Origin of the sequence: Micromonospora sp. GCM10011542 (genome assembly GCF_042650685.1) — a bacterium.
In the GTDB taxonomy this organism is placed as follows: domain Bacteria; phylum Actinomycetota; class Actinomycetes; order Mycobacteriales; family Micromonosporaceae; genus Micromonospora.
This window is the reverse complement of record NZ_JBHSBO010000063.1, coordinates 47,613-72,036: the sequence shown is the minus strand read 5'-3', so window position 1 is coordinate 72,036 and position 24,424 is coordinate 47,613. Positions and strand designations below refer to the sequence as shown.

Below are 24,424 nucleotides of genomic sequence, written 5' to 3'. Positions count from 1 at the left end.
TCCCCCGGCTCTGCGTTCATCCTGGAACGGTCCTGGAAGTTGCCTGAAAGTCATTCGCCGGCACCGTCGGTCTGCGGCACCAGCGGCAGTCGCACCCGGAAGGTGGCTCCACCGCCGGGGGTCTCCCCCACCTCGACCGTGCCGTGGTGGGCGGTGACCAGCGCCGCCACGATGGCCAGGCCGAGGCCGGTACCGGTGTTGCCGTCGGCCCGTCGGGTACGTGCCGCGTCGGCCCGGTAGAACCGCTCGAACACCCGTTCCGCCTGTTCCGGGGAGAGCCCCGGGCCGGTGTCGGCCACCTCCACGACGCCGAGGTTGCCCGGCTCGGCGCGCAGCCGCACGGTCACCGCGGCGTCCGGCGGGGTGTGGGTGAGCGCGTTGGTCACCAGGTTGCCGATCACCTGACGCAGGCGGGCGTCGTCGGCGAACACCACCAGCGGACCTGCGCCGGGCTCGATGTCCAGCGTGATCCGCCGGTCCGGGGCGACCGCCCGGGCGGCCTGGACCGCGTCGGAGGCGAGCACCGGCAGTTCCACCGGGGCGAGCGAGAGCGGCCGCTCCCGGTCCAGCCGGGCGAGCAGCAGCAGGTCCTCCACGAGCAGCCCCATCCGGGCCGCCTCGTCCTCGATCCGGCGCAGCAGGCCGGCCGTCTGCTCGGGTGCCCGGGCCGCCCCCTGCCGGTACAGCTCGGCGAAACCGCGGATGGTGGTCAACGGGGTACGCAGCTCGTGCGAGGCGTCCGCGACGAACTGCCGCATCCGCTCCTCGGAGCGGCGGGCCCGCGCCTCGGACGCCTGGGCGGCGGCGGCCGCGTCCCGGGCGGTGCTCTCCGCCGAGCGGGCCGCGGTCTCCGAGGCGGCCCGGGCGGTGAACGCCGCCTCGATCTGGGTGAGCATCGCGTTCAGCGCGCGGGAGAGCCGACCCAACTCGGAGGTCCGCTCCGCCTGCCCCTCCTCCGGGTCGGGCACCCGGCGGGTGAGGTCGCCGCCGGCGATCGCCGCCGCGGTCCGCTCGATCTCGACCAGCGGCTTCAGGCTGGTCCGCACGATGGCGGCGCCGACCGAGGCCAGCATGATCAGCACCGCGCCGCCGACCAGCAGGTCGATCCAGACCAGCCGCTTCACCGCGAGGTCCACCTCGGTCAGCGGCTGCCCCACCGCGAGGACCTCGTTGTTGGGCTGGGCCGCGTAGTACAACCGCCAGCGGGTCCGGCCGTCCTGCGAGACGGCGTCGAGCGGCTCACCCTCCCGCTCGACGAAGCCGGCCACGTTGCTCGGGAAGCGGGGAAGCTGCTCCAGGTCGAGGGTGAAGTCGTCGTAGCGGGGTTGGGTGACTCCGTTCGGGCTGGCCAGCACCACCACGTAGTCGCTGGGCAGCATCGCGCCGATCTGGCCGGTCCGTAGGCCCGGCAGCAGCGGCCCGATTGCCTGGGCGGTGCCCTGGAGCTGCGCGTCGACCTGACCGACGAGGTAGCTGCGCAGGAAGAACGTGGTCAGCGAGCTGATCACCAACAGGGCGGCGGCGACCAGTGTCAGCACCGCCGTCACCAGCTTCACCCGCAGGGGTACGCTGCGCAGCCGTCCCTTCGCCTGCTGGACCGCGTTCACGCAGCCGGCTTGCGCAGCACGTAGCCGACCCCGCGCAGGGTGTGGATCAGCCGGGGCTGGGTGGTGTCGACCTTGCGCCGCAGGTAGGAGATGTACGACTCGACGATGTTGTCGTCCCCACGGAAGTCGTAGTTCCAGACGTGGTCGAGGATCTGCGCCTTGGACAGCACCCGGTTGGCGTTCAGCATCAGATAGCGCAGCAGCTTGAACTCCGTCGGCGACAGCTGGACCCGCTGCCCGGCCCGGTGCACCTCGTGGGTCTCCTCGTCCAGCTCCAGGTCGGCGAAGGTGAGCCGGGACGGAGCCTGCTCACCGGTGGAGGTACGCCGCAGCACGGCGCGGATCCGGGCGGTCAACTCCTCCAGGCTGAACGGCTTGGTGACGTAGTCGTCGCCGCCCAGGGTCAGCCCCCGGATCTTGTCGTCGGTGGCGTCCCGGGCGGTCAGGAACACCACCGGGGTACGCGTACCGCCCTCGCGGAGCATCCGGATGACCTCGAAGCCGTCCAGGTCCGGCAGCATCACGTCGAGCACCACCAGGTCGGGCCGGTGGTCCTTGGCGGCGTGCAACGCCGCGCTGCCGCTGGTCGCGGTGGCCACGTCGAAGCCGGCGAAGCGCAGGCTCGCGGAGAGCAGTTCGAGGATGTTCGGGTCGTCCTCGACAACGAGCAGTCGCGCCTCGGTCTGGGTAGCGGGCATGGCCCCATCATCCGGGACCTCACTGCGCTACCGCTGGACGGTTCCTGCAAAGAACCTGTGAGCCGTCGCGGGTCAGCGCAGCAGCCGGCGCAGCCCATCGAGCGCGCCGTCGAGCAACCGGATCGCGGTGCGCAGCTGCGACTCGCTGAACCGCCGGGCCCGGACCAACCGGCCCACCTCGGCGGTGAACGCGGCCAGCCGCTGGTCGAACTCGTCGAGCAGCGCGGCCCCCGGCCCGGGCCCCGGTCGGGCCGGGGGCGGCGGGGGCTCCCACCGCGTACGCCGGGTCTGCCGGGCGGCCTCGCTCAGCTCCCGCTTGAGGTCGCGCACGGACCCGCTGACCTCGGTCCGGATCTGACCGGCCAGGGCGGAGAGGTCCTCCACCGAGGCGGCGATGTCCGTCTCCAGGGTGGCCAGCTCGTCGGCCCGCTGGCGCAACTCGGCGCGGCCGGCGTCGGTGATGCCGTACGTCTTGCGACCCCCGGCGGCGGTGTGGCTGACCAGCCCCTCGGCCTCCAGGCGTTGCAGCCGCGGGTAGATGGTGCCGGCGCTGGGCGCGTACAGGCCGAGGAAGCGGTCCTCCAGCAGCCGGATCAGCTCGTAGCCGTGCTTGGGACCGTCGTCGAGGAGCTTGAGCAGGTAGAGCCGCAGCCGCCCGTGACTGAACACGGCGGTCACGGCAGCTCCTCGTCGTCGTCCACCGGGCGGGCGAGCAGCGCGATGCTGCCCGAGGTGGCGGAGGCCCAGAGCTTACCGTCGCCCGAGCCGAGCACCCCCGCGCTGTTGGCCAGCGGGAACGTCGAGGTCTGCAGCTGCGGAAATCCGCTGGTGATGCGGCCGGAGGCGGTGTGCAGCTGAACGGCGAGGTCGCTGTCCTCCCGGACCCGGACGGTGATGCCGCCGGAGATGGTGGTGAGCCGGATCTCGCTGCCCCGGGGGTTGTCCAGGTCGCACGTGATCGACCCGGAGACGGTCTGGGCGTGCACCCGGTCGGCGGCGCTGTCGGCGAGGATCACCTCGCCGGAGACCGTCTCCATGCGGAGGTCGTCAGCCACTCCGAGCGCCTCCACCGGCCCGGCAGTGATGGTGGCGGACGTGCTGCCCCGCAACCCCATCAGGGTGATCTGACCGGAGGTGACATCGGCCCGCGTCTGCCGGCGCAGACCCGAGGCGACCAGCGAGCCCTCGACCAGGCGCAGGTCGGCCGGGACGTCCGCCGGAACCGCGACGGACACGTCCACCTTCGGGAAGCGGGTGAACGGGCGCAACCAGCGCAGGGCGTCCGCCCACTCCCGGCCGCGCTGCTGGCGGATCAGCAGCCGGCCGTCCTGGTGCGTGACCAGGATCGGCCGACGGCCGACCCGGCTGACGTCGACCCGGGCCGGGCCGTCGGTGGCGACCACGTTCAGACGGCCGCTGATCAGGCTGACGTCCAGCCGGGTGACCGGGCCGTCCACGGTGAGCCGCTGTGGGCTGTCGACCGTCCAACCGGTCATGGCGTCCTCCCCTCGACGACGCACCCGTGGCGCGTCCGACGAGAAGACAGTAACGCGATACATCGCGACAGCACAAGACTGTCGCGAGTCGTCAGGCCGCCAGGTCCAGCTCCTGCCCCGAAACCGCGGTGGTGGCGGGCGCCGGGACCGGCCGGATCCGCACGACGCCCGGCGCGGTTCGCGGACCGGAAGCGGGCACCAGGTGCACGGCGGACTCGGCGGCCCGGGCCAGGAACCGCCGGTCGGCGTCCCGGGCCGGGTGCAGCGCGGCCGTGACGGTCACCGACACCACCAGCTCCCGCGCCGCGAGCACCCGGGCGACCGAGCGCAGCAGGGTGTCCTCGCCGAGGAACGCGGCGACCGTGGCGGCCGCCCCGGTGCCCGCGTACCGGTAGCTGAGCCGCAGCGGGACGACCGGGCTGCCGGCGTCGATGGCGGCCTGGAACATCGCCGGCCGGAAGCCGCTGCCGGGCCGGCAGTCGGCCGCCCGGTCGCCGGCGCACCAGGTCGTACCCTCGGGGAACACGGCCACCGACCGGCCGGCGCGCAGCGCGTCGGCGACCCGGCGCACGGTGGCCGGCAACGCGCGCGGACGGGACCGGTCCACGAAGACCGTGCCCGCCGCGGCGGCCAGCAGACCGACCAGCGGCCAGGAGCGGACCTCCCGCTTCGCCACCATCGGAGCCGGTGCGACCGCCAGCACCGCGAGGATGTCCAGCCACGAGACATGGTTGGCGACCAGCAGCGCGCGGCGGCGGGGCGACCTACCCCGGACCAGCAGCCGTACGCCGAACGCGCGGGCCGTGCCCCGGGCCCAGGCCCCCACCGCCGCCTGCCGCTCGCGGCCCGGCAGCACCGGCAGCAGCACGGCCAGGCCGACCCCGGCCAGGAGCATCCCGAGTACGGCGAGCAGCCGGACCAGCCGGCGGGCCACCGGCACCGTCGGCACCTGCCCGGCCGCCGGCAGGCAACCGTCGTCACAGCCCGAGCTGGGGCGCCAGAGGTCGTGCGCGGCGGGGGTGCTCACGCCTGCTCCCCGAGGAAGTGCCGCAGGTAGCGCGGGTTCATCCGATCCAACGAGAAGAGGACGTAGAAGTCGGCGACGCCGAAGTCCGGGTCGTACGCCGGCTCGCCGCAGATCCAGGCGCCGAGCCGGAGGTAACCCCGCAGCAGCGGGGGCACCAGCGCCGACCCGCCCGCGCCAGCCGCCGGGAGCCTGCCGGCGGCGGCTGCCGTCGTGCGGGTGCTGGCGGCGGCGGGCTCGGCGAACCAGGGACGCAGCGGGCGGACCCGTAGCGGCGGCGGCGCCAGGTGCCGGGCCTGGGCCTGCGCCCACACCTCGGCCACCGCCCGGCCACCGTCGGCCACCGGCACCGAGGCGCAGCCGCCGAGCCAGCGGGAGCCCCGCAGATGCAGGTAGCGGATGATGCCGGCCCACATCAGGTTGATCACCGCGCCGGAGCGGTGGTCCGGGTGCACGCAGGACCGGCCGGCCTCGACCAGGTCGTCGCCGAGCGGCGCGAGCCGGGTGAGGTCGAACTCCTCCTCGGCGTACCGCCGGTCGGTCCGGCCGGGCGGCAGCAGCCGGTACGTCCCGACCACCTCGCCGGTGCTCTCCTGCCGGACGATCAGATGGTCACAGTGGGCGTCGAAGGAATCCACGTCGAGTCCGGCCCGGCCCGGCTGGAGAATGGCGCCGAGCTCGGTGGCGAACACCTCGTGGCGCAGGCGTTGCGCGGCCGCGACCTGGGTGGGGTCGTCGGCGATCAGCAGGGTGTATCCGCTGGTCGTCAGGGGTGCGCCAGCGGCATGCAGAACGGCCATGGGATCTGTGTAGGTGCCCCGGGTTGCCAGCCCCGGCGTCAGCGGTGTCGCTCGGGTGAACGTCGGCGGGCGGCCCGTACCCGAACAGCCCGGCGCCCCGGCGGCTCCCCGGGCCGGGGGTCCGAGTCGCTATCGAGCTGCCCCAGATCTGGGGCAGCTCGATAGGCGGTCGGGAAGGGTGCGTCCCGATCGTCCCGCCCGTCCACTGCACGTCGGATGCGGCCGGCGGACCGGTCACCGACCGGCCGTGCGAGGCTGCGGGGCGGATCCCGGCGACGGCGCCGGGCCAGCCCGCCTGCCCTGCCCGGAGGTCGACGATGCACATCGAATCCCGCTACAACGGACCGCCCGGCTCCGGCAACGGCGGCTGGAGCGCGGGAGTCTTCGCCACAGCGGCGGGTGGGCCCGGGCCCGTCGAGGTGACACTGTGCCGGCCGCCGCCGCTGGAGACCACGCTGACCCTCGTCGACGGCGAGGTCCGCGACCCGGCCGGCGAGTTGGTCGCCGAGGTCCGGCGCATCCACGCGCTGGACGCGGTGGTGCCGCCGGTGGACCGGGCGACGGCGGCGGAGGCCGCCACCCGCTACCCCGGCCTGGTCGACCACCCGTTCCCCGGCTGCTACGTGTGCGGCCCGCAGCGCACGGACGGGTTGCGGATCTTTCCCGGGCGGTTGCCGGACGGGCGTACCGCCGCGCCGTTCCAGGTGCCCGACGGCAGCACCGACGCCACGGTCTGGGCGGCGCTGGACTGCCCCGGCGGCTGGGCAGTGATCGCGCCCGGGCGCCCGTACCTGCTGGGCCGGATCGCCGCCGTGGTCACCGCGCTGCCGGCGCCCGGCGACGAGTGCGTGGTCACCGGCGCGCTGGTGCACGCCGAGGGCCGCAAGGCCGTGGTGCACACCAGCCTGTACGGCCCGGACGGCGCCCTGCTCGGCGCGGCCCGGGCAACCTGGATCGGCCGTTGATTGACCTTGTTGCGCCGGACCGCCACGCTGTGCCACGGCGTACCTCGACGCCATGCACGGGAGGAGAACGATGACTGACGGGCAGCGAAGCCCCACCAGTGACGGCCAGATCGTGGTGTCCGGCCTGACGAAGCAGTACAAGAACGTTCGCGCGGTGAACAACCTTTCCTTCACCGTCGCGCCGGGGCGGGTGACCGGCTTCCTCGGCCCCAACGGCGCCGGCAAGACCACCACCCTGCGGATGCTTCTGAACCTGGTCACCCCGACCAGCGGCACGGCGACCATCAGCGGCCACCGGTACGCCGACCTGACCCAGCCGCTGCGCCACGTCGGCGCGGTGCTGGAGGCGTCCAGCGCGCACAAGGGACGCACCGGCATCAACCATCTGCGGGTGATCTGCGCGGCCGCCGGGCTGCCGAAGCAGCGGGCCGACGAGGCACTGGCGCTGGTCGGGCTGACGCCGGCGGCGAAGCGCAAGTTCAAGGGCTACTCGCTGGGCATGAAGCAGCGGCTCGGCATCGCCGCCGCGATGCTCGGTGACCCGCGGGTGCTGATCCTGGACGAGCCGGCCAACGGCCTGGACCCGGAGGGCATCCGGTGGATGCGCGGGTTCCTCAAGAACCTCGCCCACGAGGGCCGCACCGTGCTGGTCTCCAGCCACCTGCTGTCGGAGATGCAGCTGCTCGCCGACGACGTGGTGATCATCGCGGCCGGCCAGCTGGTCAAGCAGGGGCCGGTCGACCAGGTCATCGGCTCGATGGCGCAGGGCTCCCGGATCCGGGTCCGCACCCCGCAGGCCGAGGCCCTGACCACCGCGCTGAAGGCGCAGTCGGCCACGGTGGACACCGACGAGCACGGCGTCCTGCTGGTTGCCGGGGTGGACGCCCCGACGGTCGGCCGGGTGGCCCTGGCCGCCGGTGTGGAGCTGCACGAACTGACCACGGAACGGCCCGACCTGGAACGGGTCTTCCTGGAGCTGACGGCCGGAAAGGCGGGCATCCGATGAACCTCGTCCGGTCCGAACTGCTCAAGATCCGCACCACCAACACGTGGTGGGTCTTCGCTCTGATCAGCCTGCCGCTCTGGGCGCTCACCCTGCTCGTCAACTGGTTGCAGGCCGATACGCTGACCAGCAACAACCTCGGCGACGTGCCGGCCGAGCAGGCGGCCCAGTTCGAGGCCGCGGCCACCCCGGACGCGCTGTCGTCGAACCTGTTCACCACCGGCCAGTTCTTCGGCCTGCTGATCGTGATGCTGCTCGGCATCATCGTGGTGACCAGTGAGTTCTTCCACCAGACGGTGACCACCACGTTCCTCACCTCGCCGCACCGCACCGCGGTGATGGTGGCCAAGCTGGTCGCGGCGGGTGTGCTGGCGCTGCTGTTCTGGCTGGTCACCACCGTGTTCAACCTGGTGGCCGGCTCGGCGGTGCTGAACGCGGTGGGGCTCGACTCGCAACTGGGCAACGACGCGGCCTGGCGGGCCATCGGGCTGAACCTGCTGGCGTACCTGCTCTGGGCGGTCTTCGGCGTCGGCATCGGGGTGCTCATCCGCAGCCAGATCGGCGCCACCGTGACCGGCATCCTGCTCTACCTGGGTGGTTCGATCGGCGCCATCGTGGTGATCAGCATCCTGGCCGAGCGGTGGGGTGACTGGATCAACAACCTGCAACTGCTCGTGCCGTCGCTGGCCTCGTCGCTGATGGTCACCGGGGCGGAGATCCCCGGCAACCCGCCGCGCTGGGCCGGCGCCGCCGTGCTGATCGGCTACGCGGTGGTCACCGGCGTGGTCGGCACCCTGTTGATGCGTCGGCGCGACATCTCCTGATCCGGCGGCTCCGGGGTGGCGGCGGCACGGCCACCACCCCGGAGCCGGCGGCCGCTCTAGCAGTCATCGGCCGGGCCCCGCAGCGGTTGCCGAACTTCTGGCATCTTCTGTGAAACGGACCACCCGACCGAGGCGGAAATGCCTGCGGGATCCGTACGGCGTAGCCTGGGAGCCGTCCTGTCCGCGCCCCGAAGCGGGCGCTCCGGACGCCGCGTGACACACAAACCCGCGTGAAAGAGGCGATTACCGGCCGTGTCGACCCAGCAGACTTCGCAGGAGAACCCACTGGCGGGTTTCGGCCCGAACGAGTGGATCGTCGAGGAGATGTACCAGAGGTACCTCGCCGACCCCACGAGCGTCGATTCGGCCTGGCACGACTTCTTCGCCGACTATCGCCCGGCGCCCGGCGCGGCCACACCGCGTGGCGGTGAGCAGAAGGCCGCTCCGGCCGCCGCGCCGGAGCCCGACGGGCAGCCCGAGCCGGCCGCCGAGGTGAGCCAGCCGGCCGCCAAGCCCGCCGCCGCGCAGCCGCAGGCCCCGACGAAGCCGGCCCCCGCCGCCAAGCCGGCAGCGCCCGCCAAGCCGGCAGCGCCCGCCAAGCCGGCCACCGCGCCCGCACCGGCCAAGGCCGCCCCGGCCAAGCCGGCCGCCCCGAAGCCGACCGCGCCGAGCGCCGGTGGCCCGCAGACCACGCCGCTGCGCGGTGTCGCCGCCAAGATCGTCCAGAACATGGACGCCTCGCTGAGCGTGCCGACGGCCACCAGCGTGCGCGCGGTGCCGGCCAAGCTGCTGGTGGACAACCGCATCGTCATCAACAACCACCTCGCCCGCGGGCGGGGCGGCAAGGTCAGCTTCACCCACCTGGTGGGCTACGCGATGGTCCGGGCGCTGGTCCAGCACCCGGAGATGAACAACTCCTTCGCCCAGACCGACGGCAAGCCGGCGGTCGTCCGCCCGGAGCACGTCAACCTCGGCATCGCCATCGACCTGACCAAGCCGGACGGCTCCCGCAACCTGGTGGTGCCCTCCATCAAGGGCTGCGAGCAGATGGACTTTCGGCAGTTCTGGCAGGCGTACGAGGACGTGGTCCGGCGGGCGCGGCGCAACGAGCTGACCATGGAGGACTACTCCGGCACCACGATCTCGCTGACCAACCCGGGCGGCATCGGCACCGTGCACTCGATGCCGCGGCTCATGCAGGGGCAGAGCGCGATCATCGGTGTCGGCGCGATGGAGTACCCGGCGCCGTACCAGGGCATGTCCGAGGCCACCCTGGCCGAGCTGGCGGTCAGCAAGGTGATCACGCTGACCAGCACGTACGACCACCGGATCATCCAGGGCGCGCAGTCCGGCGAGTTCCTCAAGGTGATGCACGAGCTGATCCTGGGCGAGCACGGCTTCTACGACGAGATCTTCACCTCGCTGCGGATCCCGTACGAGCCGGTGCGCTGGGTGCGCGACGTCGCGGTCAACTCCGAGGGCCAGATCAACAAGACCGCCCGGGTGCACGAGCTGATCCACGCGTACCGCGTGCGCGGCCACCTGATGGCCGACACCGACCCGCTGGAATTCAAGATCCGCAAGCACCCCGACCTCGACGTGCTCCAGCACGGGCTGACCCTGTGGGACCTCGACCGGGAGTTCCCGGTGAACGGCTTCGCCGGCAAGCAGCGGATGAAGCTGCGCGAGATCCTCGGCGTGCTGCGTGACTCGTACTGCCGCCGGGTCGGCATCGAGTACATGCACATCCAGGACCCGGAGGAGCGGCGCTGGATCCAGGAGCGGATCGAGCGCAAGTACACCAAGCCGGCGCCGGACGAGCAGAAGCACGTGCTCAACCGGCTCAACGCCGCCGAGGCGTTCGAGACCTTCCTGCAGACCAAGTACGTGGGCCAGAAGCGCTTCTCGCTGGAGGGCGGCGAGTCGCTGATCCCGCTGCTCGGCGAGATCCTGGAGTCCTCCGCCGAGGGCGGGCTGGACGAGGTCGTCATCGGCATGGCCCACCGGGGTCGGCTCAACGTGCTGGCCAACATCGTCGGCAAGCCGTACGAGAAGATCTTCTCCGAGTTCGAGGGGCACCTGGACCCGCGGTCGACGCAGGGCTCCGGCGACGTGAAGTACCACCTGGGCCAGAACGGCAAGTTCACCACTCCCGACGGCGAGCACGCGGTCAAGGTGTCGGTGGTGGCCAACCCGTCGCACCTGGAGGCCGTCGACCCGGTGCTGGAGGGCATCGTCCGGGCCAAGCAGGACCGGATCGACCTCAAGCTGGAGGGCTACACCGTGCTGCCGCTGGCGGTGCACGGTGACGCCGCCTTCGCCGGGCAGGGCGTGGTCGCCGAGACGCTCAACCTGTCGCAGCTGCGCGGCTACCGCACCGGCGGCACGGTGCACGTGGTGGTCAACAACCAGGTCGGCTTCACCACCGCGCCGGAGTACAGCCGGTCCAGCCTCTACAGCACCGACGTGGCCCGGATGATCCAGGCGCCGATCTTCCACGTCAACGGCGACGACCCGGAGGCCGTGGTCCGGGTGGCCCGGCTGGCCTTCGAGTACCGGCAGGCGTTCAACAAGGACGTCGTGATCGACATGGTCTGCTACCGCCGGCGCGGGCACAACGAGGGCGACGACCCGTCGATGTCCAACCCCCAGATGTACAAGATCATTGACTCGAAGCGCTCGGTCCGCAAGCTCTACACCGAGGAGCTGATCGGCCGCGGCGACATCACCGTGGAGGACGCGGAGGAGCTGCTGCGCGACTACCAGGCGCAGCTGGAGCGGGTCTTCAAGGCCACCCGGGACGCCGCCTCGGCGCCCCGGCAGGTGGCCCGCCCGCGCCGGCAGAGGGAGCCGGAGCCGCAGGTCGACACCGCCACCGACGCCGCCGTGGTCAAGGCGATCGGCGAGGCGCACGTCAACCTGCCGGAGGGCTTCACCCCGCACAAGCGGATCCAGCAGTTGCTCGACCGGCGGGCGAAGATGTCCGTCGAGGGCAACATCGACTGGGGCTTCGGCGAGATCATCGCCTTCGGCGCCCTGCTGCACGACGGGGTCACCGTCCGGCTGGCTGGTCAGGACTCCCGGCGCGGCACCTTCGTGCAGCGGCACGCCTCGGTGGTGGACGCCAGCACCGGCGACGACTACCTGCCGCTGAAGACGCTCACCGGCGACGGCGAGCGCTCCCGGTTCTTCGTGCACGACTCGCTGCTCAGCGAGTACGCCGCGATGGGCTTCGAGTACGGCTACTCGGTGGAGAACGTCAACGCGCTGGTCGCCTGGGAGGCCCAGTTCGGCGACTTCGTCAACGGCGCCCAGTCGGTGATCGACGAGTTCATCTCCTCCGGTGAGGTGAAGTGGGGCCAGCGCTCCGCGGTCACCCTGCTGCTGCCGCACGGCCACGAGGGCCAGGGCCCGGACCACACCTCCGGCCGCCCGGAGCGGTTCCTGCAGATGTGCGCCGAGGACAACATGCGGGTGGCCATCCCGACCACCCCGGCGAACTACTTCCACCTGCTGCGGCGTCAGGCCCTGTCACCGAAGCGCAAGCCGCTCGTGGTCTTCACGCCGAAGTCGCTGCTGCGGCACAAGCTCTGCATCTCCCAGGTGGAGGACTTCACCACCGGCACGTTCCAGCCGGTGCTGCGCGACTCGGCCGCCCCGGCGCCGGCGTCGGTGAAGCGGGTGCTGCTCTGCTCGGGCAAGGTCTACTACGACCTGCTCCAGGCCCGTAACGAGCGCGGCGCCAACGACACCGCGATCATCCGGATCGAGCAGCTCTACCCGATGCCGGTCGAGGAGATCCGGGCCGCCCTGGCGGAGTACCCGAACGCGGAGGACTTCGCCTGGGTGCAGGAGGAGCCGGCCAACCAGGGTGCCTGGAGCTTCGTGGCGCTCAACCTGCTGGAGCACCTGGCCGACGTCCGGCTGCGGCGGATCTCCCGCCCGGCCGCGGCCGCTCCGGCGGTCGGCTCGGCCAAGATGCACGAGGCCGAGCAGAACGCGCTGATCGAGGCGGCTCTCCCCCGCCCGTGACCTGATCGCACCGCGAGAGCCGGGGCAGGGCCGTCACCACGGCCCTGCCCCGGCTCCGTCGGTCCACCCGCCCGGCACGCCGGGCCGAGCACGAGGACGCACCGATGTACTTCACCGACCGTGGTATCGAGGAACTGGTCGAGCGCCGGGGCGACGAGCAGGTCACCCTGGAGTGGCTGGGTGAGCGCCTGCGCGACTTCGTCGACCTCAACCCCGAGTTCGAAACCCCCATCGAACGCCTCGCCACCTACCTGGCCCGCCTCGACGACCCCGAGGACGACTGACCCACCCGGCACCTGGGGGTCGCGCGATCTTCTAGGGTGGGGGCGTGGCCCGGAGCGTGTATCTGACGAGTGTGGGATCGGGCGGGGGCAAGTCCACCATCGCGCTCGGGCTGGCAGAGCTGCTGTCCCGCCAGGTCGGGCGGATCGGGGTGTTCCGGCCGCTGGTCGCCGGCGCCGGGCCGGATCCGATCCTCGCCCTGCTGAGTGAGCGCTACCGGGTCGAGCTGCCCCTGGCCGACCTCGCCGGGGCGACCTACGCCGAGGCCACCGCCCTGGTCGCCGACGGTCGGCGGGAAGAGCTGATCTCCCACATCGTGGAGCGCTACCGGTCGGTGGAGCGGCGCTGCCCGGCCGTGGTCGTGGTGGGCAGCGACTTCGACGACCCGGGTGACCCGGCCCACCCCCGCGAGCTGGCCTTCAACGCCCGGCTGGCCACCGAGTTCAGCAGCGTCGTGGTGCCGGTGGTCGACGGGTTCGGGCAGGAGCCGGAGGCCGTCGCGGCGGCGGTGCGGGGGGCGTACCACGATCTGGCGGACCTGGGCGCGACGGTGCTCGCGGTGATCGCCAACCGGGTGTCCGGGCCGATGCCGCTGCCCGAACTGCCGGTTCCCGCGTACGCCATCCCCGAGGTGCCGACCGTGTCGGCGCCGACGGTGGCCGAGGTGGCCACCGCGCTCGGCGCCACCCTGCTGGCCGGGGACGACGACGCCCTCGCCCGGGACGTACTGGACTACGTGGTCGGCGCGGCTCACGTGCCGACCCTGCTGGACCACCTGACCGACGGCGCCCTGGTGATCACCCCCGGGGACCGGGCCGATCTGCTGGTCGCGGCCAGCGCCGCGCACGTGGCCGGGCAGGTGTCGGTGGCCGGGCTGGTGCTCACCCTGGGCGAGCAGCCCGACCCCCGGGTGATGCGGCTGGTGCGCGGGCTGAACACCGGGCTCGCGGTGCTCTCCGTGCGCAGCGACAGCTACGACACGGTCGCCGCGTCCAGCCGGATCGAGGGCCGACCCAGCGTCGCCAACCCGCGCAAGGTGGAGGCGGCGCTCGGCGCGTTCGAACGCTGCGTGGACACCGACGACCTGGCCCGCCGGCTGCGCGTCAGCCGCTCCGAGCGGGTCACCCCGCTGATGTTCGAGAACGAGCTGATCGACCGGGCGCGGGCGCAGCGGCGGCACCTGGTGCTGCCGGAGGGCACCGAGGAGCGGATCCTGCGCGCCGCGGAGGTCCTGCTGCGTCGCGGGGTGGCCGAGCTGACCCTGCTCGGCCGACCGGACGAGATCACCCGCCGGACCCGTGAGCTGGGCATCGACATCGGCGACGCGCACGTGGTCGACCCAGCCGGCAGCGAGTGGCGCGACGGCTTCGCCGCCGAGTACGCCCGGTTGCGCGCGCACCGGGGGGTCACCGCCGAGTTGGCGTACGACGTGGCCGCCCAGCCGAACTACTTCGGCACCATGATGGTGGCCGCCGGGTACGCCGACGGGATGGTCTCCGGGGCGACGCACACCACCGCCGCCACCCTGCGGCCCGCCTTCGAGATCATCCGTACCGTGCCGGACGTCTCGGTGGCCTCCAGCGTCTTCTTCATGCTGCTCGCCGACCGGGTGCTGGTCTACGGCGACTGCGCGGTCAACCGCGACCCGGACGCCGCCCAACTGGCCGACATCGCCATCTCCTCGGCGCAGACGGCGGCCCGGTTCGGCATCGAGCCCCGGGTGGCCATGCTGTCGTACTCCACCGGCAGCTCAGGCGCGGGCGCCGACGTGGAGAAGGTCGCCGCGGCCACCGCGCTGGTCCGCGAGCGCCGCCCCGACCTGCTGGTGGAGGGCCCGATCCAGTACGACGCGGCGATCGACCCGGCGGTGGCGGCCACGAAGCTGCCGGGCAGCACGGTCGCCGGCCGCGCGACGGTCTTCATCTTCCCGGACCTGAACACCGGCAACAACACGTACAAGGCGGTGCAGCGCTCCGCCGGCGCGGTGGCGGTGGGCCCGGTGATGCAGGGCCTGCGCCGGCCGGTGAACGACCTGTCCCGGGGCGCCACCGTGCCGGACATCGTCAACACGGTGGCGATCACCGCCATCCAGGCCGCCAGCGGGGAGTCGTCGTGAGTCGGGTGCTGGTGCTCAACTGCGGTTCGTCGTCCGTGAAGTGGCGGCACTACGACGGCGAGCGGGTGCTCGACCGGGGCACCGTCGAGCGGGTCGGTGAGCCCGGCGGCGGTCCCGCCGACCACACCGAGGCGGTACGAAAGGTCCTGGACGACCTCGACCTCACCGACCTCACCGCGATCGGGCACCGGGTGGTGCACGGCGGGCGCACGTTCAGCGCGCCGGTCCTCATCGACGACGCGGTGCTCGCCGCGATCCGCGATCTGGTGCCCCTCGCCCCGCTGCACAACCCGGCGAACCTCGCCGGCATCGAGGTGGCCCGGGCGGCGCTGCCGGCGGTCCCGCAGGTCGCGATCTTCGACACCGCGTTCCACCACACCCTGCCCGAGGCCGTGGCCACCTATGCCATCGACACCGAGGTCGCCGAGCGGTACGGCATCCGCCGCTACGGCTTCCACGGCACCTCGCACGCGTACGTCTCCCGGCGGGTCGCCGAGCTGCTGGACCGCCCGTACGAGCAGCTCAACACCATCACCCTGCACCTGGGCAACGGGGCCAGCGCCTGCGCGGTGGCCGGCGGGCGCAGCGTCGCCACCTCGATGGGCATGTCCCCGTTGGAGGGGCTGGTGATGGGCACCCGCAGCGGCGACCTGGACCCGGCGATCATCTTCCACCTGCGCCGGGAGGGCGGGTTGTCGGTGGACGACATCGACGACCTGCTCAACCATCGCAGCGGCCTGCTCGGGCTGACCGGGGCGAACGACATGCGTGAGGTGCTCCAGCGCCGCGCGGCCGGAGACGAGGCCGCCAGCTTGGCCTTCGACGTCTACTGCCGGCGAATCACGGGGTACGTGGGGGCGTACTACGCGCTGCTCGGCCGGGTGGACGCGGTCGCCTTCACCGCCGGAGTGGGCGAGCACGCGGCCCCGGTCCGGGCGGCCGCGCTGGCCGGTCTGGACCGGCTCGGCATCGCCGTGGACCCGCAGCGCAACGCCGGGGACGGCGACCGGGTGATCTCGCCCGACGGCGCCGAGGTGAGCGTCTGCGTCATCGGCACCGACGAGGAGCGGGAGATCGCCCGGCAGACCCGGGACGTGGTCGAGGCCGCCCGCTGACGGACCGACGGGATCAGCGTCGGGCCCGCCGACGCCGCTGCCGGGCACTGCCCGTCCGGCGAACCCGGTCCCGACCCGGTCCACGCCGGGGCAGCGGACGTCGGGGCGCGCCGGCCGGCAGGGTGGAGATGAAGATCGTCAGCCCGCCGATGGCCGCGACCACCAGCCCGAACGGAATCCCGCCCCAGGCGTTGAGCACGAAGACCGAGTCGTCGGTGTTGCCGTTCTCGGCGACGAACTGATCGGGGTGCGCCGGATCCACCCGCACCGTCATCGTCTCCGGTGGCTCCCGAAAGCAGCCACCGGCCGAGCCGCAGAGGATCCGCCGCGAGTAGCGGACACCCTGGTAGTCGTAACCGACCCGGATCGTGTCGGTGCCGCCGCCGCGGCCGACGGTGTTCCGCCGGTCGGTCACGTCGGCCAGCACCGGTACGCCCTCGACCCGCAGCCGCTCGGCCTTGGCGTGCAGATGCCACTTGTAGCTGCCGATCGCCGTCGCGTACGCCAGGCCGGCGACCAGCACCAGCACGCCGAGGGCCGCCGGACGCCAACGGGCGGCGCGCAGCCGAGCGCGCAGTGGCCCTGGATGGTCCGGGTCGGTCGTGTCGTTCCCCTGAGCCGGCAGCTCGGTCGGCACGGGCGCCGGGTCAGCTCAGCGCGAGCCAGGCGACCAAAATCACCAGCAGCACGGCGACCACCGCCGCACCGATGACCAGCGGCGTCCGGGAGGGGGTAGCCGCGGCGGGCGCGGGCTCCGCCGGCTGGGCGAAGGCGCGGAACGCCTCGGTGTTGCCGCTGGGGTCGGTGTAGTTCTCAGGCATGCCGGTGACCATAGCGAAGCCGGTCGTGCCGTACCGTCCCCGCCCACGCGCGCCGGGAACGGTCGAGCCGGCCGGCCGAGTGGACCGAGCCGGACGGGGGGATGGTCGCGGACGCCCGGCCACCCAGCGTGCGACGATGGGCGGGACACCGCCGGCGCGCCGGGCGCCCGAGGAGTCGTACACCGTCGGCGTGCGTACGACCCTCTCGATCCGCGCTCGGCGCGCCCCCGGCGCCGGCGGTGGGCCGCACCGCCCGCCGGAGCGGTGAGCCGGGTCACCGGGTGGGCACGCTGCGCCCAACCCGGCCGGAGCGCCCCGCCGGGCGAGGCACAATCGGATTCATGTCGCGTCGCGTCGCTCCCGCACTGCTGGCCAGCGCCCTGCTCGCGGCCGGTCTGACCGGCTGTTCCGGAGATGCCGGGCCGACCGAACGCTGGCAGGCGCCGGCCGAGCCGTGGCCGGCCGCCACACCGTCGCCGCGGGTACCCGCCGGGACCGCCCCGCAGCGCGGCTTCGCCGTCGGGGTACGCCAACTCAAGCTGAACCGGGACGGCCGGGCCCTGCCGGTGACGCTCTGGTACCCGGCGACCGGCGCCGCCGGCGGGTCGGCGAAGCGGTCGGCGGCTGCCGCCGACGGCAGGTTCCCGGTGGTGATGTTCAGCCACGGCCTGAACGGACGCCCGGACGACTACGCGACGCTGCTGACCCGCTGGGCGGCGGCCGGCTTCGTGGTGGCCGCGCCGACCTTCCCGCACACCGCCCGGGGCGGCGACGGCAACGTCCTAGACGTGCTCAACCAGCCGGCGGACGTCTCCTACGCGCTGACCGAGGTGCTGGCGCTGGACGAGAAGGCCGGTGATCCCCTACGCGGCCGGATGGCTGCCGACCGGGTGGCCGCCGCCGGACACTCGGCGGGCGGGGTGACCACCATCGGCCTGTTCACCGCCGGCCGCGACGAGCGGCTGGACGCCGGCGTGGTGTTCGCCGGCACCGCACTCGGCGTAGGCACCGCCTTCGCGGGCGCCGCCGCGCCGCAACTGTTCGTGCACGGCGAGCTGGACGAGGTGGTCGACTACGCGGCGGGCCGGGCCGCGTACGACAAGGTGCCCTGGCCGAAGGCGATGCTGAGCCTGCCGAAGGGCGACCACGGGCGGGCGCTGCTCAGCGACGGCGCGGCGCTGCGGGTGGTCTCGGACACCACCGTCGAGTTCCTGCGCTGGTCGCTCTACGGCGACGCGGCGGCCAAGGAGCGCATCCCCACCGACGCCGCCCGCGGCGACATCGCCACCCTCGACGACCACCTCTGACGGCGCGCGGCGGCGCTCAGGCGGTGTGGTCGATGACGACCTTGCCGAAGGTGTCGCCGGAGTGCAGGCGGGCGAAGGCGTCCTCGATCCGGCTGAACGGGACCACGCTGTCCACCACCGGGCGCACCCCGCTGTCGGCGCAGAACGCCAGCAGCTCGTAGAGCTCACCGGGGGTGCCCATCGAGGTGCCCAGGATCTCCAGTTGCATGGCGAAGACCCGGCGCAGGTTGACCATCGGCTCGTGCCCGGCGGTCGCCCCGGAGACCACGATGCGGGCCATCGGCGCGGCCGACTTCAGCGAGTGGTCGAAGGTGGCCGCGCCGACCGTCTCGATCACCACGTCGACCCGCTCCGGCAGCCGGGTGCCCGGCTCGACGGCGGTCGCGCCGAGCGCGGCGATCCGCTCCCGCTTGCCGGGGTCGCGGCTGGTCGCGTACACCCGCTTGCCCATGGCGACGGCGAGCGCGACGGCCGCGGTGGCCACGCCGCCGCCGGCGCCCTGCACCAGCACGGCGTCCGCGTCCTCCACCCGGCCCTTGGTGGTCAGCATCCGCCAGGCGGTCAGCCACGCCGTGGGCAGGCAGGCCGCGTCGGTCGCGGTCAGCTCCTCGGGCAGCGGGACCAGGTTCGACCGGGGTACGGCGACCCGCTCGGCGAACGTGCCGGGGAAGTACTCGGAGAGGATGGACACGCCGCGCGGGTCGCCCGGGGTCACCACCACCGGGTAGACGACCACGGGGTGACCCTCCGGGTCCACGCCGACCGCGTCACAGCCCAGGATCACCGGCAGCTGCCCCTCGGCCAGCCCGACCCCGCGCAGCGACCAGAGGTCGTGGTGGTTGAGCGAGGTGGCCCGTACCTGCACGGTGACCCAGCCGTCGTCCGGATGGGTCGGCTCGGGGCGCTCGCCGACGGTGAGCGCGGCGAGCGGGTCGGCGTCGTCGAAGCGGGTGGCGAAGGCGGCACGCATGATCGGCACCGTAACAAGCTGCGGGCTGGTTCAGAAGGGCCGGGCCGGAACCGGGCCCTTCCGCGCGCCTCAGGCCCGTGCGACGCCGTCGCGGCGGGCGGCCTCGGCGACCGCCGCGGCCACGGCCGGTGCGACCCGCGGGTCCAGCGGCGACGGGACGATCGCCTCGGCGGTCAGCGACTCGGCCACCACGCCGGCGATGGCGTCCGCGGCGGCCACCTTCATCCCCTCGGTGATCCGGGTGGCGCGGGCGTCCAGCGCACCGCGGAAGACGCCGGGGAAGGCGAGCACGTTGTTGATCTGGTTGGGGAAGTCGCTGCGCCCGGTGGCGACCACCGCGACGTGCCGACCGGCCACTTCGGGATGCACCTCCGGAGTGGGGTTGGCCAGTGCGAACACGATCCCGCCCGGGGCCATGCCGGCGACCGCCGCCTCCGGGATCTGCCCGCCGGACACGCCGATGAGCACGTCCGCGCCGCGCAGCGCCTCGGTGATGTCGCCGTGGCGGCCGTCGGCGTTGGTCGTCGCGGCCAGGTCGGCCTTGGTGCCGGTGAGGTCCGTCCGGTGCCGGCCGATGATCCCCTTGGAGTCGCAGACCACCACCTGGTCAGGGTTGACTCCCCCGGCGATCAGCATCTTCGTCACCGCCACCCCGGCCGCGCCGGCGCCGCTGACCGCGACGCGCAGGTCACCGAGCTTGCGGGTGAGCAGGGCGGCGGCGTTGCGCAGCGCGGCCAGCACGACGATCGCGGTGCCGTGCTGGTCGTCGTGGAAGACCGGGATGTCCAGCGCCTCGTCGAGCCGGCGCTCCACCTCGAAGCAGCGCGGGGCGCTGATGTCCTCCAGGTTGATGCCGCCGAAGGAGGGCGCCAGCGCCCGCACCACCGCGACGATCTCGTCCACGTCCTGCGTGTCCAGGCAGACCGGCACCGCGTCCACACCGGCGAACTGCTTGAAGAGCACCGCCTTGCCCTCCATCACCGGCATCGCGGCGCGCGGGCCGATGTTGCCCAGCCCGAGTACCGCGGAACCGTCGGTGACGACCGCGACGGTGTGCGACACCCAGGTGTAGTCGTCGGCCAGGGCCGGGTCGGCGGCGATCGCCTCGCAGACCCGGGCGACCCCGGGGGTGTACGCGAGGGAGAGGTCCTCCCGGCTCGTCAGCGGCACCGTCGAGGCGACGGCCATCTTGCCGCCGAGGTGCAGCCGGAACACGGGATCAGCGGGGTCCACGGTGGACGAAGGCATGGTGGTGACTCCAGGATCTGTCGAGCAGACGGGGCGGCCGGCCCGGCCGCGAGGTGGGCGGCGAGCGGTGGCACGCGGTGCGGGGGGTCACCCGGGCACTTTCCGAGCATAGTGTCGACCCTGCCCGCCGGATGTGAGCAGGGTCATAACGGTCGCGGCCGGACCCGCCCGGGGTGCGGCCAGTAGCGGGCCACCACCCGACCGCGCACGTCCGCCACGCCGTACGCCCGGGAGTCGTCGGTGACCAGGTCGTTGTCGCCGCGCAGCCACCAGCCGCCGTCCTGGGCGCGGACCGCCCGCTTCACCACCAGCAGTTCGGGACGGGTGCGGAAGACGGCGACCACCACGTCCCCGGGCCGGACCGGGCGCCCGCCCCGGCGTACCAGCACCGCGTCGCCGTGCCGCAGCGTCGGGGCCATGGACGGCCCGGTCACCAGGACGGCGGTCAGCGGCCCCCGGAGCCGGGGTGGCTCGGTCGGAGGATCGGGCCGCACTGGTTTCACCTCCACCCGCTTCGGGGAGCACGTCCAGGAGTAATGTCGGCTTGGATCATCGCAAACTTCCCATGGAGGATCCTGATGCGACTTCCACGCATCCTTACGCCCCGCGTGACCGCGAGCGCCCACTGCGACCTGCCGTGCGGCGTCTACGACCCGGCCCAGGCCCGGATCGAGGCCGAGTCGGTCAAAATGATCTGCGAGAAGTACCAGGCGAACACCGACCCGGAGTTCCGCACCCGCGCGATCATCATCAAGGAGCAGCGCGCCGAGCTGGTCAAGCACCACCTCTGGGTGCTCTGGACCGACTACTTCAAGGCCACCCACTTCGAGAAGTACCCGCAGCTGCACCAGCTGTTCAACGAGGCCACCAAGCTCGCCGGCTCCGGCGGCGTCAAGGGCAGCCTCGACCCGGCCACCGCCGACCAGCTGCTGCAGAAGATCGACGACATCTCGAAGATCTTCTGGGAGACCAAGAAGGCGTGACCTCTCCGGTTACCCCGACGATCCGGCCGGTACGTCCCGAGGACGTGCCGGCCGTCGTCGCCATGGTGCACGAGCTGGCGGAGTACGAGCGCGCCCCCGACGAGTGCCACCTCACCGCCGAGCAGTTGACCACGGCGCTGTTCGCGCCCGCGCCGGCGCTCTTCGGCCACGTCGCGGTGGACGAGCACGACGAGCCGGTCGGCTTCGCGCTCTGGTTCCTCAACTTCTCCACCTGGGCCGGCGTGCACGGCATCTACCTGGAGGACCTCTACGTACGGCCGGCGGCCCGGGGCACCGGGGCGGGCCGGCTGCTGCTGGCCACCCTGGCCGAGATCTGCGTCCAGCGCGGCTACCGGCGGCTGGAGTGGTGGATGATCGACTGGAATCCGGCGGCCGGTTTCTACGCCTCCATCGGCGCCGAACCGATGAGCGAGTGGGTCCCGTACCGGCTCAGCGGCGACGCGCTGCACCGGCTGGCCGGTCAGGCCGCGCCCGCCGTCGCACGCCCGACCGACTGACCGGGTAGAGTCCGCGACCGGGGGGATGAGGGTGACTCAACTGACCGGGCAGCCGACGACCGACGACGACGTGGTGCACCTCACCGTGCCCGCCGACGGCGGCTATCTCGGCGTGCTCCGCACCGCCACCGCCGGTCTCGCGGCCCGGTTGCAGTTCGCGCTCGACGAGATCGAGGATCTGCGGATCGCGGTCGACGAGGCCTGCGCCATGCTGCTCGCCATCGCGACCCGCGACGCCGAGTTGGAGTGCCGCTTCTCGGTCACCGAGGACGCGCTGACCGTCGAGGTGACCGTCCCGACCGTGCGGGGGGCGACCCTGCCGGCCGAGTCGTCGTTCGCCTGGAAGGTGCTCACCGCGCTGACCACGTCGGCGTCCGCCACGGCCGCCGACGGCCGGGCGACGATCTCACTGCTCACCCGCCGCTCCGGCGGCTACTGACCCCGGCCCCCGGCGGCCGCGGTCACTGGAAGCCGAGGGCCCGCGTCGTCGGCGGACTCACCAGCAGCCACGAGACGCCGAGGCCGAGCGCGATCAGTGGTACGCCCAGCCAGCCCAGACCGCCCTGGATCATGAACCATCCGATCGGCAGCAGCATCAACTGGAGCACGATCGCCGGGGCGCGGGCGCCGGCCTGACGGCGCAGCAGCGCCCGGCCCAGGGCCCAGAGTGCCGCCGCCGCCCCGAGGGCGAACGCGGTCACCAGCAGCGCCGACGGCAGGTCGGTGGTGGTCGCGGTGAGATCGGCCCAGACCAGCCAGGCGGCGATCAGCCCGACGGCGACCGCCTCGGCCCACAGCAGACGGACCGCCCAGCGCAGCGTGACGGGAATCGGGTCGGAGTCGATGGTCACGCGCGCCACGATACCCGGGCTACCAGGCGGTACAGTGCCGCCCATGCGGGCCGTCCTGGTGGTCAATCCGAAGGCCACCACCACCAGCGAACGCAGCCGGGACGTGCTTGTCCGGGCGCTGCGCAGTGAAGTCGACCTCAGCGTGCGCTACACCCGCCGCCGGGGGCACGCCATGGTGCTGGCCCGGGAGGCCGCCGAGGAGGGGGTCGACCTCGTCGTCACGCTGGGTGGCGACGGCACGGTGAACGAGGTGGTGAACGGCCTCATGACGGCCGAGCCGCCGGTACGCCCCGACGCGGGCACCCGGGCCGACCAACTGCCCGCACTGGCCACCGTTCCGGGCGGCTCGACGAACGTGTTCGCCCGCGCGCTCGGCCTGCCCCGGGAGTGGCCCGAGGGCGCCAGCATGATCCTGGAAGGGCTGCGCCTGGGTCGGCACCGGATCATCGGGCTGGGGCGTGCCGACGACCGCTACTTCACCTTCTGCGCCGGCTTCGGCCTGGACGCCGCGGTGATCCACCGGGTGGAGCAGGCCCGGCGGCGGGGGCGGGTTTCCACTCCGGCGCTCTACCTGCGCTCGACGATGAAGCAATACTTCCTCGGCTCGGACCGCCGGCACCCGGCGATCACCCTCGAGCGTCCCGGCGAGCCGGCAGAGGGCGAGCTGGCCACCGTCATCATCCAGAACACCGCGCCATGGACGTACCTGGGCGATCGGGAGATCAATCCCAACCCGGCAGCGTCGTTCGACCTCGGGCTGGACGTGTTGGCGCTGCGTCAGCTCCGGGTCGCCAGCACCACACGCACGGTGACCCAGTTCCTCACCGGGAGCCCGGATCCACGCGGCCGGCAGGTGCTGCGGCTGCACGACACGGCGGAGTTCACGCTGCTCTCCAACCGTCCGCAGGCGTTCCAGCTGGACGGCGACTACCTCGGCGAGCGGGAGAAAGTCAGATTCACATCCGTTCCCGCCGCACTGAGAGTAATCTGCTAGGTCTCGGGTACTGCCCTAGGTCGACGCGGCCGCCACAACCGCAGCGACGCGGTCGCCGCCACACCGAGGGGCAGGTGCCGGAAATGTCAGCAATGTCACGCGCACTGTACTATATTGATCCTCGACTGTGGCACGCCGGGTAACCAGCAAGACGCTGAAACTCGGGCAAATGGGTTGTGGGCTTGCTCACCGCCCGGAGTTTTTCCGAGCGTCACCCTTGACATCGCGAGTGTTCGTGAAAGTATTCACAAGCGAACTTGAGTTACCGGGACATTGCCTGGATATGCTCGTCAGGTTGAGCTGTTCCAGCAGGTCCACCGGGCTAACAGCCTGCTCACGCACTGCCGAAAAGACGGACGCGAACCGTCACCATCGGCACTGCGGATGCATATAGGAAAAGCACGACAAGCAATAACTGCCACCCATCCAGAATGAGGAGTGTTGCCGCCATGGACTGGCGTCACCATGCTGTCTGCCGCGACGAGGACCCGGAGCTGTTCTTCCCGATTGGGACGTCCGGACCGGCTCTCCTGCAGGTCGAGCAGGCCAAGGCCGTCTGCCGGCGCTGCTCCGTGACCGACCAGTGCCTGCAGTGGGCACTCGAGTCCGGTCAGGACGCTGGCGTCTGGGGCGGGATGAGCGAGGAGGAACGGCGCGCTGTCAAGCGTCGCGGTGGCCTCCGGGTGCTGCGCGCTCACTCCGCCTGATCCCACATCACAGCTGCACGCCCCGGCGGGTCCGCCCGCCGGGGCGTTCTGCTTTCCCGCGCT

General features: G+C 72.6%; 26 protein-coding genes. 14 read left to right on the top strand and 12 right to left on the bottom strand.

Features of this window, described 5'->3' with window-relative positions:
- Positions 1 to 50: 50 nt before the first annotated feature.
- The 6 genes from ACFOW4_RS27450 to ACFOW4_RS27425 all read right to left on the bottom strand — a co-directional run bounded on the left by ACFOW4_RS27450 (position 51) and on the right by ACFOW4_RS27425 (position 5,625).
- The gene (locus tag ACFOW4_RS27450) at positions 51 to 1,607 is read right to left on the bottom strand and encodes an ATP-binding protein (protein ID WP_377533016.1); all 1,557 of its coding nucleotides are present in this window, start codon (positions 1,605 to 1,607) and stop codon (positions 51 to 53) included.
- Positions 1,604 to 2,305, bottom strand: coding sequence for a response regulator transcription factor (locus ACFOW4_RS27445; RefSeq protein WP_377533014.1), 702 nt, complete (start codon positions 2,303 to 2,305; stop codon positions 1,604 to 1,606). Before ACFOW4_RS27445 ends, ACFOW4_RS27450 begins: the two co-directional genes overlap by 4 nt.
- Positions 2,306 to 2,377: 72 nt before the next feature.
- Complete coding sequence (locus tag ACFOW4_RS27440; protein ID WP_377533012.1) at positions 2,378 to 2,983, bottom strand: PadR family transcriptional regulator; 606 nt, start codon at positions 2,981 to 2,983, stop codon at positions 2,378 to 2,380.
- Positions 2,980 to 3,801 (bottom strand): DUF4097 domain-containing protein, encoded by an 822-nt coding sequence (locus ACFOW4_RS27435; RefSeq protein ID WP_377533010.1) that lies wholly within the window; start codon positions 3,799 to 3,801, stop codon positions 2,980 to 2,982. Before ACFOW4_RS27435 ends, ACFOW4_RS27440 begins: the two co-directional genes overlap by 4 nt.
- A 91-nt stretch (positions 3,802 to 3,892) precedes the next feature.
- Entirely contained in the window at positions 3,893 to 4,828 is a 936-nt protein-coding gene (locus tag ACFOW4_RS27430; RefSeq protein WP_377533008.1) for a lysophospholipid acyltransferase family protein, read from the bottom strand.
- On the bottom strand, positions 4,825 to 5,625 hold the full coding sequence (locus tag ACFOW4_RS27425) for a GNAT family N-acetyltransferase (protein ID WP_377533006.1): 801 nt from the start codon (positions 5,623 to 5,625) through the stop codon (positions 4,825 to 4,827). The genes ACFOW4_RS27430 and ACFOW4_RS27425 overlap by 4 nt, the downstream gene beginning before the upstream one ends.
- A gap of 317 nt (positions 5,626 to 5,942) precedes the next feature.
- On the opposite strand from ACFOW4_RS27425, the gene ACFOW4_RS27420 reads away from it, so the two are divergent.
- The 7 genes from ACFOW4_RS27420 to ACFOW4_RS27390 all read left to right on the top strand — a co-directional run bounded on the left by ACFOW4_RS27420 (position 5,943) and on the right by ACFOW4_RS27390 (position 15,962).
- Complete coding sequence (locus ACFOW4_RS27420; RefSeq protein WP_377533004.1) at positions 5,943 to 6,590, top strand: hypothetical protein; 648 nt, start codon at positions 5,943 to 5,945, stop codon at positions 6,588 to 6,590.
- 70 nt (positions 6,591 to 6,660) lie between these two features.
- Positions 6,661 to 7,596 carry an ABC transporter ATP-binding protein gene (locus ACFOW4_RS27415; protein ID WP_377533002.1) on the top strand — a complete coding sequence of 312 codons (936 nt, stop codon included), beginning with the start codon at positions 6,661 to 6,663 and terminating at the stop codon, positions 7,594 to 7,596.
- Complete coding sequence (locus tag ACFOW4_RS27410) at positions 7,593 to 8,417, top strand: ABC transporter permease (protein WP_377533000.1); 825 nt, start codon at positions 7,593 to 7,595, stop codon at positions 8,415 to 8,417. Before ACFOW4_RS27415 ends, ACFOW4_RS27410 begins: the two co-directional genes overlap by 4 nt.
- A 252-nt stretch (positions 8,418 to 8,669) precedes the next feature.
- Positions 8,670 to 12,449: a multifunctional oxoglutarate decarboxylase/oxoglutarate dehydrogenase thiamine pyrophosphate-binding subunit/dihydrolipoyllysine-residue succinyltransferase subunit gene (locus tag ACFOW4_RS27405; RefSeq protein ID WP_377532998.1), complete on the top strand. Its 3,780-nt coding sequence runs from the start codon at positions 8,670 to 8,672 to the stop codon at positions 12,447 to 12,449.
- Between the two features lie 104 nt (positions 12,450 to 12,553).
- Positions 12,554 to 12,733, top strand: a complete 180-nt coding sequence (locus ACFOW4_RS27400; RefSeq protein WP_354858500.1) for a DUF6104 family protein — start codon at positions 12,554 to 12,556, stop codon at positions 12,731 to 12,733.
- Positions 12,734 to 12,777: 44 nt separating this feature from the next.
- Positions 12,778 to 14,847, top strand: coding sequence for a phosphate acetyltransferase (pta, locus tag ACFOW4_RS27395; protein WP_377532996.1), 2,070 nt, complete (start codon positions 12,778 to 12,780; stop codon positions 14,845 to 14,847).
- Positions 14,844 to 15,962 (top strand): acetate/propionate family kinase, encoded by a 1,119-nt coding sequence (locus ACFOW4_RS27390; RefSeq protein WP_377532994.1) that lies wholly within the window; start codon positions 14,844 to 14,846, stop codon positions 15,960 to 15,962. Before pta ends, ACFOW4_RS27390 begins: the two co-directional genes overlap by 4 nt.
- Before the next feature lie 13 nt (positions 15,963 to 15,975).
- On the opposite strand, the gene ACFOW4_RS27385 is transcribed toward ACFOW4_RS27390, so the two are convergent.
- Both ACFOW4_RS27385 and ACFOW4_RS27380 read right to left on the bottom strand, forming a co-directional pair.
- Complete coding sequence (locus ACFOW4_RS27385) at positions 15,976 to 16,599, bottom strand: DUF3592 domain-containing protein (protein WP_377532992.1); 624 nt, start codon at positions 16,597 to 16,599, stop codon at positions 15,976 to 15,978.
- 10 nt (positions 16,600 to 16,609) lie between these two features.
- Positions 16,610 to 16,783, bottom strand: coding sequence for a hypothetical protein (locus tag ACFOW4_RS27380; protein WP_377532990.1), 174 nt, complete (start codon positions 16,781 to 16,783; stop codon positions 16,610 to 16,612).
- Positions 16,784 to 16,919: 136 nt separating this feature from the next.
- Here ACFOW4_RS27380 and ACFOW4_RS27375 point away from each other — a divergent pair, with 136 nt between their 5' ends.
- Both ACFOW4_RS27375 and ACFOW4_RS27370 read left to right on the top strand, forming a co-directional pair.
- Positions 16,920 to 17,051, top strand: a complete 132-nt coding sequence (locus ACFOW4_RS27375; protein ID WP_377532988.1) for a hypothetical protein — start codon at positions 16,920 to 16,922, stop codon at positions 17,049 to 17,051.
- 73 nt (positions 17,052 to 17,124) lie between these two features.
- On the top strand, positions 17,125 to 18,090 hold the full coding sequence (locus tag ACFOW4_RS27370; RefSeq protein WP_377532986.1) for an alpha/beta hydrolase family protein: 966 nt from the start codon (positions 17,125 to 17,127) through the stop codon (positions 18,088 to 18,090).
- 16 nt (positions 18,091 to 18,106) lie between these two features.
- Here the strand turns inward: ACFOW4_RS27370 and ACFOW4_RS27365 are convergent, their stop codons facing one another.
- The 3 genes from ACFOW4_RS27365 to ACFOW4_RS27355 form a co-directional block, all read right to left on the bottom strand.
- A complete protein-coding gene (locus tag ACFOW4_RS27365) occupies positions 18,107 to 19,069 on the bottom strand; it encodes a zinc-binding dehydrogenase (protein ID WP_377532984.1) in 963 nt (320 codons plus the stop codon).
- Positions 19,070 to 19,129: 60 nt separating this feature from the next.
- Positions 19,130 to 20,308 carry an NADP-dependent malic enzyme gene (locus ACFOW4_RS27360; protein ID WP_377532982.1) on the bottom strand — a complete coding sequence of 393 codons (1,179 nt, stop codon included), beginning with the start codon at positions 20,306 to 20,308 and terminating at the stop codon, positions 19,130 to 19,132.
- 143 nt (positions 20,309 to 20,451) lie between these two features.
- Complete coding sequence (locus ACFOW4_RS27355; protein ID WP_377532980.1) at positions 20,452 to 20,802, bottom strand: S24/S26 family peptidase; 351 nt, start codon at positions 20,800 to 20,802, stop codon at positions 20,452 to 20,454.
- Positions 20,803 to 20,886: 84 nt separating this feature from the next.
- On the opposite strand from ACFOW4_RS27355, the gene sodN reads away from it, so the two are divergent.
- The 3 genes from sodN to ACFOW4_RS27340 are packed head-to-tail and all read left to right on the top strand — an operon-like array spanning position 20,887 to position 22,248.
- On the top strand, positions 20,887 to 21,291 hold the full coding sequence (gene sodN / locus ACFOW4_RS27350; protein WP_377532978.1) for a superoxide dismutase, Ni: 405 nt from the start codon (positions 20,887 to 20,889) through the stop codon (positions 21,289 to 21,291).
- Positions 21,288 to 21,809 (top strand): GNAT family N-acetyltransferase, encoded by a 522-nt coding sequence (locus ACFOW4_RS27345; RefSeq protein ID WP_377532976.1) that lies wholly within the window; start codon positions 21,288 to 21,290, stop codon positions 21,807 to 21,809. The genes sodN and ACFOW4_RS27345 overlap by 4 nt, the downstream gene beginning before the upstream one ends.
- 31 nt (positions 21,810 to 21,840) lie before the next feature.
- A complete protein-coding gene (locus ACFOW4_RS27340; protein ID WP_377532974.1) occupies positions 21,841 to 22,248 on the top strand; it encodes an ATP-binding protein in 408 nt (135 codons plus the stop codon).
- A 22-nt stretch (positions 22,249 to 22,270) separates the two neighbouring features.
- On the opposite strand, the gene ACFOW4_RS27335 is transcribed toward ACFOW4_RS27340, so the two are convergent.
- A complete protein-coding gene (locus tag ACFOW4_RS27335; RefSeq protein ID WP_377532972.1) occupies positions 22,271 to 22,660 on the bottom strand; it encodes a hypothetical protein in 390 nt (129 codons plus the stop codon).
- Positions 22,661 to 22,703: 43 nt separating this feature from the next.
- Between ACFOW4_RS27335 and ACFOW4_RS27330 the strand changes: the two genes are divergently transcribed.
- Both ACFOW4_RS27330 and ACFOW4_RS27325 read left to right on the top strand, forming a co-directional pair.
- Positions 22,704 to 23,654: a diacylglycerol/lipid kinase family protein gene (locus tag ACFOW4_RS27330; protein ID WP_377532970.1), complete on the top strand. Its 951-nt coding sequence runs from the start codon at positions 22,704 to 22,706 to the stop codon at positions 23,652 to 23,654.
- A 449-nt stretch (positions 23,655 to 24,103) separates the two neighbouring features.
- Entirely contained in the window at positions 24,104 to 24,361 is a 258-nt protein-coding gene (locus ACFOW4_RS27325) for a WhiB family transcriptional regulator (protein WP_007072794.1), read from the top strand.
- Positions 24,362 to 24,424 lie beyond the last annotated feature (63 nt).